The organism is Geminisphaera colitermitum TAV2, from assembly GCF_000171235.2.
Taxonomy (GTDB): Bacteria; Verrucomicrobiota; Verrucomicrobiia; order Opitutales; family Opitutaceae; genus Geminisphaera; species Geminisphaera colitermitum.
On sequence record NZ_ABEA03000176.1, the window covers coordinates 21,549 to 34,592 of the forward strand.

At 63.1% G+C, this 13,044-nt stretch carries 10 protein-coding genes; 3 read left to right on the top strand and 7 right to left on the bottom strand.

Features of this window, described 5'->3' with window-relative positions; genetic code table 11:
* Nucleotides 1-422: 422 nt before the first annotated feature.
* From OBACDRAFT_RS20065 to OBACDRAFT_RS20075, 3 genes are all read right to left on the bottom strand, one after another.
* Complete coding sequence (locus tag OBACDRAFT_RS20065; protein ID WP_052362295.1) at nt 423-2,198, bottom strand: alpha-L-rhamnosidase-related protein; 1,776 nt, start codon at nt 2,196-2,198, stop codon at nt 423-425.
* A 96-nt stretch (nt 2,199-2,294) separates the two neighbouring features.
* The gene (locus OBACDRAFT_RS20070; RefSeq protein WP_052362296.1) at nt 2,295-3,116 is read right to left on the bottom strand and encodes a YoaK family protein; all 822 of its coding nucleotides are present in this window, start codon (nt 3,114-3,116) and stop codon (nt 2,295-2,297) included.
* A gap of 5 nt (nt 3,117-3,121) precedes the next feature.
* Nucleotides 3,122-4,360 (bottom strand): ferrochelatase, encoded by a 1,239-nt coding sequence (locus OBACDRAFT_RS20075; protein ID WP_052362297.1) that lies wholly within the window; start codon nt 4,358-4,360, stop codon nt 3,122-3,124.
* A 181-nt stretch (nt 4,361-4,541) separates the two neighbouring features.
* Between OBACDRAFT_RS20075 and OBACDRAFT_RS20080 the strand changes: the two genes are divergently transcribed.
* The gene (locus OBACDRAFT_RS20080) at nt 4,542-7,364 is read left to right on the top strand and encodes a DEAD/DEAH box helicase (protein WP_043588703.1); all 2,823 of its coding nucleotides are present in this window, start codon (nt 4,542-4,544) and stop codon (nt 7,362-7,364) included.
* 21 nt (nt 7,365-7,385) lie between these two features.
* Complete coding sequence (locus tag OBACDRAFT_RS20085) at nt 7,386-8,057, top strand: RsmD family RNA methyltransferase (RefSeq protein ID WP_052362298.1); 672 nt, start codon at nt 7,386-7,388, stop codon at nt 8,055-8,057.
* Here the strand turns inward: OBACDRAFT_RS20085 and OBACDRAFT_RS20090 are convergent.
* The 4 genes from OBACDRAFT_RS20090 to OBACDRAFT_RS20105 form a co-directional block, all read right to left on the bottom strand.
* Nucleotides 8,032-8,823, bottom strand: a complete 792-nt coding sequence (locus OBACDRAFT_RS20090) for a type II secretion system protein (RefSeq protein ID WP_081722223.1) — start codon at nt 8,821-8,823, stop codon at nt 8,032-8,034. The two genes, OBACDRAFT_RS20085 and OBACDRAFT_RS20090, sit on opposite strands and share 26 nt — an antisense overlap.
* A 7-nt stretch (nt 8,824-8,830) precedes the next feature.
* Complete coding sequence (locus OBACDRAFT_RS20095; RefSeq protein ID WP_043588705.1) at nt 8,831-9,640, bottom strand: choice-of-anchor M domain-containing protein; 810 nt, start codon at nt 9,638-9,640, stop codon at nt 8,831-8,833.
* 159 nt (nt 9,641-9,799) lie between these two features.
* Nucleotides 9,800-10,243, bottom strand: coding sequence for a hypothetical protein (locus tag OBACDRAFT_RS20100; protein ID WP_052362299.1), 444 nt, complete (start codon nt 10,241-10,243; stop codon nt 9,800-9,802).
* Nucleotides 10,244-10,362: 119 nt separating this feature from the next.
* Nucleotides 10,363-11,067 (bottom strand): YceH family protein, encoded by a 705-nt coding sequence (locus OBACDRAFT_RS20105; protein ID WP_043588782.1) that lies wholly within the window; start codon nt 11,065-11,067, stop codon nt 10,363-10,365.
* A 140-nt stretch (nt 11,068-11,207) separates the two neighbouring features.
* Between OBACDRAFT_RS20105 and OBACDRAFT_RS20110 the strand changes: the two genes are divergently transcribed.
* Entirely contained in the window at nt 11,208-12,980 is a 1,773-nt protein-coding gene (locus OBACDRAFT_RS20110) for a TIGR03790 family protein (protein WP_232767452.1), read from the top strand.
* The last annotated feature ends 64 nt before the right edge of the window (nt 12,981-13,044 follow it).

Below are 13,044 nucleotides of genomic sequence, written 5' to 3' on the forward strand. Positions count from 1 at the left end.
TCCTTCTCTGCGGCCATCGCCTACGCGGTTCCCTCGGCTACCCTCCTCGCAAGCGCATCCCCCACCGTATCCTCATCAAATCTTAACATGTTAGCGCTTATAGGTCTCCCGACCCGCCAGACGCGGCGCAGCCGCGCCCATCCGGGATCGGAAGGGCGGCGTTGCACGCCGTCGGCGGGTCGGGAGACCTATACGCGCTAACATGTTTCGTTTTTTTCTTCATTTTTTGATTCAAACCAGCCTTTTAAATCTAAAAATCGCTGTTTTCTGCTGAAATAATCTCAAGAAATGCGTGGCGATTGAAAAGATGTTAGCGCGTATAGGTCTCCCGACCCGCCAGACGCGGCGTAGCCGCGCCCATCCGGGATCGGAAGGGCGGCGTTGCACGCCGTCGGCGGGTCGGGAGACCCGCCCTCCAAAGGTCACCGCACTTCGACGCGGTGGTGGCCGCTCCATTCGCCGATGATGTGGAGTCGGCGTCCGTGGCGGGTTGCCTCAACGGAGCGTCCGTCGATTTGGACGGAGTTGTTACCGATGGCCGGGAGTTCAAGTCGGGCGCTGGTGCCGGGTGGAAGAGAGAAGGTGAGCGTGAAGGCGGCAGCGTCTTTCCGCCACTCAACCTCGACGGAACCCAGAGGTGTCGGGATCTTGCCGGAACAGGACGCGAGCGGGCCGGTGTGGGGGCGGATGCGGATGCGTTTCCAGCCGGGCGCGTCAGACTGCACACCGACGACGTAGCGCGGCAGCAGGTTGGCGGGCGCGGCACCCCAGGCGTGATTCCAGTCTTGGTTGGGTTTGTAGTGCTGGTCCCAGGCTTCCCATGTGAGCGTGGCACCGCTTTCGATCATGTGTTTCCAACTGCGGTCTCCGTCGGCAGTGATGAGGGCAAAGGCGGTTTCGTCGGCGTCGTTTTCGAAGAGGGTTTCGAGCAGGTATTGCGCGGCATAAACGGAGCAGGCCATGCCTTTGCCAGTGAGAAAGGCGACGAGGGCGTCGCGGTGTTGCGCAGGCGCGAGGCCGAAGGCGAGGGGGAAGAGGTTGGCATGGAGTGAGGCGTGGTCGGTGCCTTCGCCGTCGCGGTAGAGGCCGCGGGCGGGATCGAAGAGGTGGCGTTGGAAGGCTGCGCCGGTGGTGCGGGCGCGCGCATCGAAGGCGTCGGCGTCGGCGGTTTTGCCGAGGGCGCGGGCGAGTTCGGACATGAGGGCGAGGGCGCGCAGATGGAAGGCGTTGACCACGGTGTTGACGGGCGTGAACACGTAGCCGTCACGTTCGCCTGGGGGCCAGTCAACGATGTCGTTTTTGATTTGGTCGGGGTTGCTGGCAATGAGGCCATCGGGCCGGGCGCGTTCGAGGAGAAGTTTTGTTTTGAGGGATTCGTAGCGGGCGGCAACCCAAGTGGTGTCGCCGGTGTGGCGCCAGTCGGCGTGGGCAACGAACACCATGTGCGGAGCCCATTCCGTGGACCGGGTGGGGCGTTGCATCAGGTAGTCAAAGGTGTCGCGCGGCATGCTGAAATCGTGGTCGCAGGCGTAGTGGCTGAGCTGGTTGAGGTAAGTGTCGGCCTCGTAGGGGCGACGTTCGCGGTCGCCGTCAACATACACGCCAGCGAAGGTGGTGGCCTTGATGGTGTAGCGGCAGAGTTCCCAAATGCGGTCGAGCAGGGGATTGGAGGAGGCAAAGGCGGCGGCGCTGTCGTCCCAGGTTTTGGTGTAGATTGAGCGGCGGCGGACGACGGGCGGCGCGGCGTCTGCGGGCCATCCTTCGATCTCGACCCAGCGGAAGGGCAGCACAATGCCCCACTCGGGTGGGAGAAGGACGGCGAGTTCGTTGGTGTTTCTTTCGTCGGCGGAGGTTTCGATGACGAGGGGGAGGGGGGGGGAGGGGAGGGCGTCGCCGTCGAGGGTGACGGTGGTGCTTTGATAGCGCACGGAGCCGGGCGGCTGGCGGTCGATGCGTCCGTTGGCGAAGGCTTCGCCAAAGTGCACGACGATTTTGCCTGTCACGCCAGCGGGCGGGGCGAATTCCAAGTTGCCGAAGGCCACGCGGCCGAAGTCGATCAGCAGAACGCCGGGGGCGGGCGTCGAGAGGCTTGCGGGTTTTTCAAGGAAGATGCCGCAGGGATGCACAGCAGGCATGACGCGTTCGGGTAGGGAGGGCGGAGTGTGTTCGGGAGCGGGAGCAGTGGCGGGTCGGGTCATGGGAAGCGAGGATGGAAGGGGAAAAACAAAATTTTGGAGTGCGGTGATTTATAGCCAATTTTGATGGGGCACTTTAGCACGCCGTCCTGCGTCACGTCAGGCGGCTGGTTTGCTGCTGAGCGCAGTTTGTTTCGTGCGTGTCTTTTTCTGGTGTCGGCGTTCGGCGGCGAGTTTGCGGCGGGTGATCCAGAGGTTGTGCTTCTGGCGTTCACGATGTTTTTTCACCATGTAGATCACGCCGCAGGCTCCGCAGACGACGCCGGGGACGAGGAGCGCGTTGTAATTGATCAGGTTGAACAATAGCGCCCCGGCTATGCCGCCCAGCGTGAAGCCGACCAGCAACGATAGGTGCAGGCGCACGCGGATCCATTCGACGGGCTGGCGGCGCAGGAGGTGCCCGAGGGCAATGCCGAGGTCGGTGACAATGCCGGTCATGTGCGTGGTGCGCACGATGGCTCCGCTGTAGGTGGTCGCCATGCCGTTTTGCAATCCGCAGGCGGTCGAGGCAAGGTAGTCGCCCGTGATGCTGCCGCGGTTGAGATACCATACGGCGAGAAAGAGCAACGCGGCTTCGCCAGTCAGAATCGCCCCGTAGCGGCGTCCGAGTTTGAGCGTGGTTTCGCGGAGGGTGTAGCTGCTGACGACGCACCCGATGAAAAAGAAAAAGACCACGCATAGCGCGTTGAACGCGCCGGGCAGGTTGTTGCGCGCAAATTGGGTGCCGACAAGTGTGAGCGTGCCGGTGAGGTGGGTGATCGCCTGATGGCCGAGTCCGAGCCAGCCAACGGCGTTGATGCAACCGGCGCCAAGGGTGAGCAAAAATCCTCCCAAGGCGATCCACGGTGGAAGGTACTTCGGCTTCATGGCCGGTTTGATGACGGTGAGTTTAGGTGATGCCACGGCTGGTTGGGCGGACATTGCAATCAGACTGCGGCAGCGGGGGCGTTCGACGCAACAGGGGTCAATTCGCGGGCGGCCTCGCGGAGATGTGTGGCGGTTGGGGTTTCTCCGGAGAGCCAGGCGCGCACGCGGGCGGCGAGAAATTGGATATAGGCCGGGGAATCGTTGAGGCAGGGAACGTGTTGAAAGGTTTCGCCGCCGGCGTGGAGAAACAATTCGCGTCCTGCCACGGCGATTTCCTCCAGGGTTTCCAGGCAGTCGGCGACAAAGGCGGGGGTGAGGACGACGATGCGCTTTTTGCCTTCGGCGGCGAGGCGCTTGAGTTCGTGGTCGGTATAGGGCGTGAGCCAGGGTTCGCCCGCCAGTCGCGATTGAAACGAGATGGACCATTTGCCGTCGGGCAGTCCGGCGCGGCGGACGAGGGCTTGCGTGGTCTTGGTGATTTGGGCGCGGTAACAGGTTTCCTGGATGGGGCTGCACGTGTTGCAACAATCAGGCACCGTCAGGCAGTGGGCTTTGCTCGAATCGGCTTTGCGCAGGTGGCGTTGCGGGATGCCGTGATAGGAAAAGAGGACGTGGTCAAAGGGAGGGGTGTTATTATTAAGCAGGAAGGGCCGGGAAACTTCGTGGAGTGCCGTGATGTAATCGTGATCCTGATAAAAGGGCCGCACGCATTGGATGCGCAGGGGGGGGGGGGGGGGGGGAGGGGCAATTTCAGTGTCGAGCAACATTGCTTTGTCGAACGCGGCTCCGGCTTGCGCGGCCAGACGGGCGGCCTCCTCGTAAACTTTCACCACCACGGTTTCCCACGAGGACATGGCGTAGTGCGGATATTGGGGAAACAACAACAGTTCCTCGACGCCGGCCTTGATAATGGTCTCCAGCACCGAGGCGATGGACGGACGTCCGTAGCGCATGGCGAGGAAAACGAGCGGCGGCGCGGCGGGATCGGCATCGTTATTGGCCGGGGGGGGGGAGGGGGGGGATGCGCGGAGCGCCTCGACGAGTTTTTTTTGCACGCTCTCCGACGTGACGACGAGAGGTGAGCCGGATTTGGTCCATATCTGCTGGTAGGCGTGGGCGGACTTGGGGGCGCGGAAGGGGGTGATAATGCCATTGACGAGCAGCCAGCGGAAGGGCTGGGCGGGCTTGTCGATGACGCGTTCGTCGCCGAGAAATTCGCGCAGGTAACGACGCACATCAGAGACTCGCGTGGAGTCGGGAGAACCGAGGTTGACGAGGAGGACGGCGCGCTTGGACATAGGACAAAGGTCCACGAGGCAGCACAAAGCCGGGCCTGTCAACGCGGGGCCGGGCGGAAATCAGGACGGAAATCGAACGATGACGACCAACCTCTTTCATGCCAGCGGCCAATGTGCGCAAGAATCTCAGAAAGGGATTGCGGGGGCCGGGAGGGGTTCTAGGTTTTCCCCTTTTCGACGGATGCAATCCCACGGACCGAAGCGCATTTACACCCCACAATCCCTTGAATTTTGGTTCACCCAACTGGAGCGCAATTGGGAGGAGTTCTTCACTCCCGCCCAACTCGAAGCCGGGCACCGGATCTACCGCGATGGAGAAGTCCGTGAACTGGAACTGACTCCCGGCGACGCCATCATTCATCGCCGCGTGGACAAGCGCGACGAATACACCGTCGTGGAATGCGGCCCCAAGGGACTTGCCGTTCGCTCCTCGACCGAGGATGCGGATTCCTCGCGCGCCCTGGCCGTGGCCGGTCTCCACGAGATCGAAGAGCTTGTGGCCGACGAAATCTCGCCGCTCCCCGAGACCGCGCCTCCCTTTCCCATGTCGTCAACGGCTCCCGCCGCGTCACCCAACGACAAGCCTGCCCCGGCCTCCGGCACGCCCTCCGATCCCGCATCGGGCGGGCCAGTCACCCCGCCCGTTGTATCCGTGGTCGTTTCATCGGACGGCAACGGCCACTCCAACAACGGCAACTCCTCCAACTCCAAAAAACCCTCCGCCAGCGCCACCCTTGCCAAGCCTGCGGCGAAGTCTTCCTCCAAGTCCGCCTCTGCCACCGAACCGCCTCCCGTTGCGGCAACCTCGCGGTCGGTCCCTGTCTCTTCCGCCACCGCCGCAGGCGGCGAAGCGCGCACGCTGTTGCTCTCGTTTACCACGCGGGCCGAAGGGCTGGCGTTCGAAGCCCATTGGGTGAATACCGACGGCACGCGCACTCCGGCGCTCGGTGTGGCCGCGCAATCCCAACAAACTCCCGCGCAGCCGCCCAGTTCAGCCGAGCGCGCCAAGCTCATCGGGCTCTCCGCCTACGCTCGTAAGGCGCACTTCGTCTTCTCGCAGGACCTTGGCGCCTACGTCCTCGCCTCGGTCGCGGAAGTGAAAAACTTCCTCAAGACCACGCTCCCCGCCTGGAACAAACTCGTGGAGACCGAGCTTTGCCCCATCACCGCCAACCTCCTCAGTACCTCGCGCGAAATCACCATCGAAGCCGTGGCCGTCCCGCACCGCCGGGGTGCTTCCAACCTCAGCGGCGGACTCGACTTGCGCTGGATATTCCGCGCCGGCGAGCACCTTCTTTCGGACGACGAAGTGGCCCTCGTCACGCGCACCGGAGGCAGCGCCCCGGCCATGCTGCCCGGCGTGGGCATCGTCACCCTGCCCGTTGAAAAACTCGCCTCCGTCGCCGCCTGGCAGCGCAGTGTCAAGGAAACCCGTCGCAGCGGCGAAGGCGACATCCCCCCCTACCTCCTTTTTTCCCTCTTCAACGACGCCCGCCTCACGCTCACTCTTTCGTCCGAACTCGAAGCCTGGCGCCAGAGCGTGCTGGAGCGCCCGGCCAGTTCGCCCGATCTGCCCGCCGTACTTCGTCCCTATCAGCGCCGCGGCGTCGAGTGGCTGCATCATCTTTGCGACAAAGGTTGCCACGGCCTGCTCGCCGACGAAATGGGCCTGGGCAAAACCCTGCAAATCATCGCCCTCCTCATGACGCGCCCTGTTGCGGGCGACGACGGCAAACCTCTGCCCACGCTCGTCGTATGCCCTGCCAGCGTCGTTCCCGTGTGGTGCGAGGAGATCGAACGCTTCTGGCCTGGCACCCGCGTCGAACTCCTGAAAAACGGCAACGACTTCAACGCCCGCCACACCACGCCGCCGCAGGTGTGGATCGCCAGCTTTACCCAACTGCGCAAACATCGCGCCCTGCTCGACGACCACCCCTTCGGTTACGCCGTGCTCGACGAAGGCCAGTTCATCAAAAACCCCGACGCCAAGGTCACCCAGACCTGTTTCGCCATCCGCGCGCGTCATCGTATCGTGCTTACGGGTACACCGCTGGAAAACCGCCAGCTCGATCTCTGGTCCATCTTCCGCTACCTGCTGCCCGGCCTCCTCGGCACGCGCCTCACCTTTGAGGCGGCGCTCGCCACCGATCATGCCGCCACCATGCAACGCCTGCGCACCCAACTTGCCCCCTTCATCCTCCGCCGCACCAAGGACGAAGTCGCGCAGGAACTCCCGCCCAAGGTCGAGATGGAGCTTATCTCCCCGCTCACCGAAATGCAGCGCACCGAATACGCCCGCATTTGTGCCGAGGGCCTGCAACGCCTCGGCGACGACGTGAGCGCGGCCATTCGAGAAAAATCCTTCGGCCTGCTCGCCCTGCTTACGCGACTGCGCCAGGTCTGCTGCGACCCCGACATGCTGCCTTGGATCAAGGACGCGCGTCTGGCCGACTCGGGCAAAATCTCGCTCCTCATCGAACGCCTCGCCGAAGTCATCGCCAACGGGCACAAGGTCGTCATCTTCTCGCAGTTCGTGATGCTGCTCAACCGCGTGCGCGACGCCCTCGCGCACTCCTTCCCCGACCTCCCCCGCTACGAACTCACCGGCATGACGCTCGACCGCCTCAAGCCCGTGCAAGGCTTCCAGAATGCCGACGGAGCCGCCGCCATGCTCGTGTCGCTCAAAGCCGCGGGCACCGGCATCACGCTGCACTCGGCGGACTACGTTTTTCTGCTCGATCCCTGGTGGAACCCCGCGGTGGAGGCGCAGGCCGTGGACCGCGTTCATCGTATCGGACAAACGAGTACAGTGTTCGTCTATCGCATGGTGACCGCCGGCACGATCGAGGAACGCATCGAGGCGCTCAAGGCCTCCAAACGCGACCTGTTCGACAAGCTCATTGGCGGCCTCGGCGGAGACTTCGATCTGAGCCAGCATTTCTCGTCGCTGCATGAACTCGTGCAACTGACGACCGGGGAGGTCGAGACCGAGCAACGCGAGTAGCGGGGGGGGAATCCGACACGCATGAGAATCACCGGAGGTATCGCCCGCGGCATTACACTGCAAACGCCCAAAGGCGACCGCACCCGACCGGCGACGGACGGCATGAGGCAGGCCGTGTTTTCCAGTCTGGCGGCGCGCGTGCCGGGGGCGCGTTTTGTTGACCTCTTTGCCGGCAGCGGCGGCTACGGGCTGGAGGCGTTCAGCCGGGGCGCGGCGGGTGGTGTATTTGTGGAGAAGGACAACCGCGCCTGCGCTTGCATCGCCCGCAACATCGAGGCTGTCGCCCGCAGCGTGAAGCGCGACCCGTCGGCGATGCGCGTGCTCGCGTCGGATGTCCTCGCCTGGACTCCGCACGCCGGTGGTCTCCCCCCCCCCCCCCCCCCCGGCGACAGCGCGGGGCCCGATTTGATTTTCATAGACCCGCCCTACGAAATTATCCCGGAGATCGGCCTGCGGCTTTTCGCCCGCATGGACGAGGGCCGTTGGTTTGACGATGCAGCAGGGCAGGGGGGGGGGGGGGGGGCTGATCCGGTGGTGGTGTTTGAGATGCCCGGCGAGATCGAGTTGAAACCGCCGGGTTGGGTTTGCGTAAAACGGCTGGGAGGCAAAGGCGCGCACCAGCCGTCGGTGTGTTTTTTTCGGAGGGCGGTTTGGTTTGACGAAAAAACTACTCCGGCACCTCGGCGGGATTGATGCCGGAATCGACGAGCCTTTTCAGGTCGCTGGCCTTGATGTTTTGCACGTGACCGTCGGCGTAAAGGTAGTTGGACGAGCCGTTGAGCTTGTTGGCCGTCTGGGCTCCGAGCCGGTGACGGTTGGGATCGATGTCGTCGATCACGCCGCTCCAATCCCTCCACGCGCCTCCATGAATATGATCCCAGGTGGTGGTGGGATTTTTGGATTCCGAAAGAATGCACATCAGCAATGTGCGGGAGGGATTGGGGATGCCGGTGAGCCGGCGATAAGCCTTTCGCTCCACGACCCGGTCGTTGAGCACGTAGCTGGTCCCCATGTTGTCGATGATTTTTTTCTTCCGCTCCGATGACTCGGCCGGGCAGACACGGATTGCGTCCATGTTGCCCACGTAGGGTCTCAGCAGATAAATCCATGTCTGCGTGTAGTCATCGGCGTTGTGCGTGGTGACCGGCAGATTGTCTTTGTTGTCGCCGGCATAGAGGAGCATGGCGGCGCCGAGTTGCCGCATGTTGGACATGCAGGAGGCCCGTCTGGCCACCATGCGCGCGCCTGCGGCAACAGGGATGATGACCGCCGCCAAAACGCCGATGATGACAAGGACGACAAGGAGTTCGACCAGAGTGAAGCCAAGGAGCGGCGGTCTCCAGGCCGCCGGACGGTGCGAAGCACCGCCTCTCTGATGGACGTAATCCCTGAGGCGAGGCGCGTTGCGCCTCGCCCGGCGGCCTGGAGACCGCCGCTCCTTGCTTCGTCTGCGTAACATCAGTCAGTTAATGTTGGTTGAACGGGTTGCCCGCCTTGCGACGGAGGCGCACGCGGTTGAGCGCGAAGAGCAATCCGGCTACGCCAAGGAGGATGGCATAGGTCGCCGGTTCGGGAACCGCCGGAGTCGTGCCGACCCAAATGCCAAAAGTTCCATTCGTCGTGACAAGGCCGTCGGTGGCATGTGTGCCGCTGAAGGTCAGGTCCAGTTCGTAGTAACCGGCTTCGGTGAAGCCAAACGCGTAGTGAGTATGGCCGCCGATGGGCACGTTAAGCACGTTGTTCCCCGTCGTTGCACTGGCATTGTAGGTGGAAAAACGGGCGCTGGAAATCGAGGCGTCGTCCTCATCGAGACGAAACAGGGCGAACTGTCCCGGACCGGTGAAGCTGGCAATGTTAAGGGTGACGCTGATGTTGGCGCTCGTCCAATCCGCAGGGTCCAATTCTTCCGAGGCCCAACCGAGGTTGGGCTGGTCGTAATCGGAACCGAGGATGTAAATGCTATCGCCAAGTGAAACACCCAGCAGGTTGCCCAGCGCCGTGGCATTGGCTGAACTTACCGTGAGTGTATCGACGCCGAACGCGACAATTTCATTGGGCGCAAACTCACCGCCGTCGCCGCCCAAGGCGGCTCCGTTGACAACCGCGGCGCCGCCCAAGTGCCAGTGAGGCTCAAGAGCACCGTCTTCGTAGGCGACGCCGATGTCGCCATGACCGTAGGTATAGACGCCTTGCGCCGCGAGTTGCGGGGCGGCGAGTGAGAGAAGGCTGGCGGCAAGAACCGACAGCGTGGTGTGTTTTGTGAAAAGATGATTCATGTTTTGTGTGAAATGGATGTTTTTGGTGAACTGCCGCCCCCGTAGGGGCTTCGTTTGCGAAGCCCGCGAAGAGCTTGGGGTTTCGCAAGTCCATCCGGCTGGCGCGGGCGTCGCAAGCGACGTCCCTACCTCCGGAACTTAAATGGTATAACGCGCTTGTCAGGCCGCGGGCGGGGCGTGCGTGTGCAGGTGGGTGAGGCGCGGCGGAGCCGGCGCAATCCAATCCTGCGGCGTGATGGGAACGGTTTTGACCGTTCCCATCTCAACCAGGAGGGCAAAGGCCGCGCTCAGGTTGAGGATACCGTGGGAAAATAGTGTAATGACGCAGCCTGCGTCATCGTCAGGGACAGGGGTGGTGGAACGGGCGTCGTCCGCCGGGGCATGATGAGTGCCGGCGTGGGAATGATCGTGCCCGTGGGGAGTGGATGCGAGGTGAGTTCGTTCGCCGTATCCGTGAAACCATGCGTGTGCATCCGGGCTCACCGAACCGACGGCAAGCACGAGCGTGAGCACGACGCCAAGCCAGCCTGTGCCTCGCAGCCACGCGGCAACATGCGCACGGCATGTTTTCGGCTGGCGGGCTTGGCGGTGGCGGAGGCTCATGTTGCGTGGCAGAAAAATCGGATGCGAGTCAGGTCGGGTTGCCGCATTCTTGGCTGGAAAACGTGCATCCTAGCAAAGCTGTCAAGCGGGGCGCGTATGCTTGGAAAAACGATTCACCGTCAGGCGTCACCGAGGGCGGCGCGCAGAGCGGCGAGTTCGGAGCGCAGGCTGGCGACTTCGCTTTCGAGGGCGGCGATACGTTGTTCGATTTCCGGTGACGGCGACTGGACACTGCTGGCCGCTGGCACCTGCGAGGGGGAGGGGAGGGAGGCGTTTGCCAGTGACGGCGTTGCAGGCAGTGAGGGTTCGCCGGTGAGCAGTTCCGCCCAGCGTTGTTCTTTTTGTCCGGGCTGGCGGGGTAGGAGACGGACGAGGGCGCCTGCCGGTCGTGCGGCCAGATCGGAGAGGAGTCGCTCGGCCTCGGCAAGGTCGGCCAGCGGATGCATGCGCTCGGCACGTGCGCGGAGTTCGGCGGTGGTTTGGGGACCGCGCAGCAAAAGCTCGGCCAGCAGGGCGCGGGCGGCGGTCTCCATCGGATATTCGTTGTCGAGAGTCTGGCGGAATTTGGGCACGCGGGCATCGGCGCCAGAGAAAAGGGCGGCGAGGCGTTTTTGACGCAATCCATCGAGCGCCTGTTCCACTTCGCCATCGTTGAGCGTGAGAATGGGCGCGCGGTTGCTGCGCTGATTGCAGGCATTGGTCAGCGAATTGAGGCTGAGAGGGTAAATGTCGGGGGTGGTGAATTCTTTCTCAATCAGGCAGCCGAGTGCGCGGGCTTCCGTGGCGGTGAGGAGGGTGTCGGGCGTGGGATCGGCAAGAGTCATGGAGCGGGTATGTTCGAGAAGGGCGCGCGTGGGGACAAGCCTTGGAAGGAGTGAAATGGGGCGGGCAATCATTCTTCTTCACAGAAAGGCGTTCACGCTTCTGCATGGGAGGGCACATGAGATATCTGCTCCCTTTTCCCGTGTCCGGTCTGCTGTTGGTTGCGGTGGTGGCGCTGGCGGCGTCCCCTCCCCCCCCCCCCCCCCGTGTGATGGCGGCGGATGCGGCGGCGGCGCGTGTGGTCGTGGTGCTGGCCAATGGCGCGGACCCGGAATCGGTGTCATTGGCGAAGCACTACGCGGAGGCCCGGCAGGTGCCGGAAGAAAACATCATCGCGTTGCCCATGCCGCTGAAGGAAACGATTTCGTGGCGCGAATTCATCGATGCGATTTACAATCCCTTGCAGGCGGAGTTGGTGAAACGGGAATGGATCGACGCGATCACCGCGGGCGACACGGATTCCATCGGGCGTACGAAATACGCCATATCCGGGCACCGGATACGGGCGCTGGTCGTGTGCCGCGGAGTGCCGTTGCGTATGAACGGCGATGCCAAGCTCGTGCTGGAGACTCCGGGGCGCGGCGGCCAGGCGGCGGCGAGCGGGGCGTTCTCGACCAATGCCGGGGCGGTGGACAGCGAACTGGCGTTGCTGGCGGCGAGCGGATACCAGATCGCGGGGCTGCTGCCCAATCCGCTCTACAACGTAAAAGCACCTTCGGATCAGCAGCGCATCATGGTCGTCACGGTGGGCCGGCTCGACGGCATCACGCCGCAGGATGCGCGTGCGTTGGTGGACAACGCGCTCCGGGCCGAACGCGAGGGATTGATCGGACGGGCTTACGTGGACATCGGGGGGCCGCACAAACAGGGGGATGTGTGGATGGAGGCGGCGGTGAAGGAGATCGAGTCGCTGGGCTTCGACCTTGCCGTGGACAGGGAGCGGGGACGGTTTGGGGCGGCGTCGCGTTTTGATGCGCCTGCGCTTTATTTTGGCTGGTACACGGGGGCGATTGATGGTCCGTTTTTAACACCTGGATTTCGTTTCCCACCGGGCGCGGTGGCTTTGCATATTTACAGTTTTTCAGCGTCGAGCATGCGCAATGCAAAGGGGTGGACGCCGGGGTTTGTGGCGCGTGGTGTCACGGCGACCGTGGGCAATGTGCATGAGCCGTATCTGCAATTCACGCACCAGCCTCATTTGTTGATCGAGGCGCTGGCCCGGGGCGAAATGCTGGGCGATGCCGCGTTGTATGCGCTGAACGGGTTGAGCTGGCAGGCGATTCTGATCGGCGATCCGCTTTATCAGCCGTTCAAAGTGCCGGTTGAAAAGCAGTGGAAGCAACGCGAGTCGATTTCACCGGCTCTGGCGCCTTACGTGGCAATCCGCCAGATGCATCTGCTGGAGGCCGCCGGAAAAAGAGATGAGGCGCTGGCGATCGGCCAGAAAGAACTGCGGCGCGATCCCAGTGTGCCGCTGGTGCTGGCGATGGCCCGGACTCAGTTAAATCCGCCGAAGCCGAAGAGCGCGGAGACGCCGGATGCCGCCGCCGTCGCAGCCGGGAAAAAAGCCGCGGCGCGCACGCTGGCCGTGCTGACTTTGTTCAATTCCATCCGCACGGAGGACGTGCTATTGTTTGCCGAGGGAGCCGATTTGCTGCGGCAGGCGGACGATGCGAAAAATGGCTTGGTATTGATCCAGCGGATACTTGCGGATCAAGAGTTGTCGAAGCCGATGCGTATCGGGTTGCTCAAGCAGGGCCAGGTCATTGCGAGGGCCGCCATGGATTTCAGGCAGGTTGCAAGTTGGGATGCGGAGCATCGGGAACTGACAGCCCCTCCCCCCCCCCCGCCCGCGCCTCCCGCACCGCCACAACCGGCCTCGCCCGCGCCGGCAGCAACCGCTCCGAAGAAATAAGCCATTGGTCTCTGCGTGAGATATTTTGAATGGGAAAGGTATTACCCGGCAATGATACGCAGCA